The 2,568-nt window shown below is 48.5% G+C and carries 4 protein-coding genes; 1 reads left to right on the top strand and 3 read right to left on the bottom strand.

Annotated features, from left to right (window positions below; all coding sequences use genetic code 11):
* The first annotated feature begins 11 nt into the window (after positions 1-11).
* Positions 12-221 carry a hypothetical protein gene (locus D6694_10940; protein RMH39666.1) on the top strand — a complete coding sequence of 70 codons (210 nt, stop codon included), beginning with the start codon at positions 12-14 and terminating at the stop codon, positions 219-221.
* Positions 222-402: 181 nt separating this feature from the next.
* Here the strand turns inward: D6694_10940 and D6694_10945 are convergent, their stop codons facing one another.
* The 3 genes from D6694_10945 to D6694_10955 form a co-directional block, all read right to left on the bottom strand.
* Positions 403-1,068 carry a hypothetical protein gene (locus tag D6694_10945; GenBank protein ID RMH39663.1) on the bottom strand — a complete coding sequence of 222 codons (666 nt, stop codon included), beginning with the start codon at positions 1,066-1,068 and terminating at the stop codon, positions 403-405.
* Positions 1,069-1,081: 13 nt separating this feature from the next.
* Complete coding sequence (locus tag D6694_10950; protein ID RMH39664.1) at positions 1,082-2,023, bottom strand: hypothetical protein; 942 nt, start codon at positions 2,021-2,023, stop codon at positions 1,082-1,084.
* A 295-nt stretch (positions 2,024-2,318) separates the two neighbouring features.
* Positions 2,319-2,568, bottom strand: a 250-nt coding sequence (locus D6694_10955) for a hypothetical protein (protein ID RMH39665.1), incomplete at its 5' end; no start/stop codon positions are given.

Below are 2,568 nucleotides of genomic sequence, written 5' to 3' on the forward strand. Positions count from 1 at the left end.
GAATAGAAACCATGCTGATCGTGATGAGAAAATCGGTGACCGAACCGCAGATCCGCGAAGTCAAGCAGTACCTGGTCGACCAGGACTACGACTTTCACCAGTCCACCGGCGCCAACCACGTCATCATCGGCGTCATCGGCGATACCGGCAAGATCGACCCCGGCAGGTTGAAACAGTTCGACGGGGTGCTTGCGGTGTTCAAGATACCGAAAGAGGGATAACGAAAACCGGCCCTTCCAATGTAGGAGGGCCGGTTTTTTATTTAGCATCTTTTTGAATCATCTCTTGGGGTAGAAGAAGGGGAATTAGAAAACAGGTTTGTGAAGTCTGACCCCTTTGACGTTTTCAAAAGCCTCGTCATTTGTTAATACAACATTAAACCACTTTGGCAGAGGCAACTTTTCACTGTGACACTCCGAAAAGTATGGCATTCAAAATCCGCATTGCCAGATTGAATTCATCCGTGGTGTCAATGGTTGTTGGCAAGCTAGCTTTGTGAACCATCAAAGACTTTTCAATATCATGCGTCACAGCACCAATTTTTTGGACAATGGCTGCATTGTCTTTTTGTCCTTGATCTTCAATCCTCACCTTCACTCTGCCAGACAGACCTCCAATCAAATCTCGTTTGGGCGCAAAATCCATTTTAAGTGTGCCGATGTAATAAATCCTACCTTTTTCGGGTACCGAGAACGCAACTTTAGGCACTATGAAATAATTACCGGACCAGGGGTCATGATAGTTGATTCTATAAATAACGTAAATACCAGGTTCAAGGGACCACACAAAATAGCCATTTTCATCGACTTCCCCATGTATCTTGGACCTGTCGTCCATCCGTAGCAAGTTTGGCGAGACAGAAAAATTGAACAAACCCTTTTCTATCCTCTTTTCTTTTCCATTTTCCAACCACTGGATGCGTCCAAAAACTGCCGATTTTTTTCCTGATGACAACACTTGATCCAAGTCACTGGGTCCTTTGATATCTTGCGCCGGAGCCACACATGAAATTAAAGCGGTACACAGACCCAAAATGACTATCGAGCGAAGCAGTCGACATGTTTTCATGCTTTTACCTCCTCTATTCTTCCGGCGCACACCGCTCTTTCGCCAGAGCATCAATCTTTTCCTGTTCAGTCCAAAGCCTAGCGTTTTCTGCGCCTAATTCAAAGAGTTGCTTTTCATATCCTTGCAGGTCCCCGACCACCTGGAGATACTGGGCTTCAATAAATTTTGTCCCGAGCGTTTCTTGCTGAAAGTTCAGAACACAACGGCATAGCCTTTCACTGTTGCCGCGCTCGACACATTTCGCGACCAGGAACTCTATCCTCTGGGCCTTCAACCTTTTGGACTGCGTCTTTTTCAATCCGGTCTTTTGGTGCTCAGGTCCGAGGAATGCAAACCCCTCAAAAAATTTGCGGAGAAGCTCTTTAACAGGACGAATGGGGATGAATCCCGGAACCCCCTCGCCGACCTCATACATGATCTGATAGAGATACGGCCCCTTCCGCAGGACAAACATACCTAGTTCCACATCGCCCTTGGTCTCAACATACCCTGTCGATTTCGGCTCCACGACAACACACGGTGCTCCATGGGGATGTTTGGCCAAAATCAGGACTGCAGGCCCTGACTCCGTTCTGATGTTCTCCCGCTCACGTATGATGATCCCGCGATTTTTAAGATGAGGCGCGAGGGCTCTATCAAACCACACGTCCAGGGATTCGTTTGTGGCACCGTCTTCGCGTCTTGCTACCGCGTATACACGGCACTGGCCGTCGGAAAACTCGACCGAAAATCGGCCTGGGCCATATATGCCATCAGCAATCTTCGCTCCGGGCTGGAGCAAAGGGGGGACGGTTACTCGAAAATCGCCGTAGGGACTTACATATACGCCGTTATCGAGTCGCCCTGTAATTTGGTGATACAGGGCCGGCGAATGATCTTGCGGGGGTGGAGCGGAACAACCGAGAAGACCCGTCGCAACCGTGAGGCACGCAGCCAAAAGTGTTCGCGGGATCACGGTTGTCCTCCATCGTCTGACGTTCGGCGCACCACATATCATTTAATACCTCCGCACGTTCCGTATGGAGTTGCTGGAAACGTATAGTTTGCTCTGTCGCTATCTTTTCAGGTCTAGATTTGCTCCTACAAGTTGGGAATTGAAATACGCCTCACTCTTTCAGGTATGCCTCTTTCTCTTCTATGAATTTCAGTGTATGAAAACATTCCACCCAGAGCCCCCTATTAGATGCTAACATCCAAGTTCAGCCGACGCGAAACTGCGTAGCGGTTGAGCAGTCGGCTGGAGCGCTGTGTCAGGGCTCTGTTTCCAGTCGAGAACAAGAATCCTTGAAAAAGGTCGTATCAAATGACGCGGCATATACCTTTCCATCGGCCACATTTATGAATAGTGCTCTACCCCCACGAAGAACCTGGTCTTTTTTATAGACCCAGACTTCGTGCCCCCCAGACTTGTCGTCACAATGGTATTTTTCTAATGGCCCCCCTACATATGTCATCAAATCCTCTTTTGACATACCGCCGTATGCCAGTTGAGCCTTTTCA

It is taken from the genome of Gammaproteobacteria bacterium (assembly GCA_003696665.1).
In the GTDB taxonomy this organism is placed as follows: domain Bacteria; phylum Pseudomonadota; class Gammaproteobacteria; order Enterobacterales.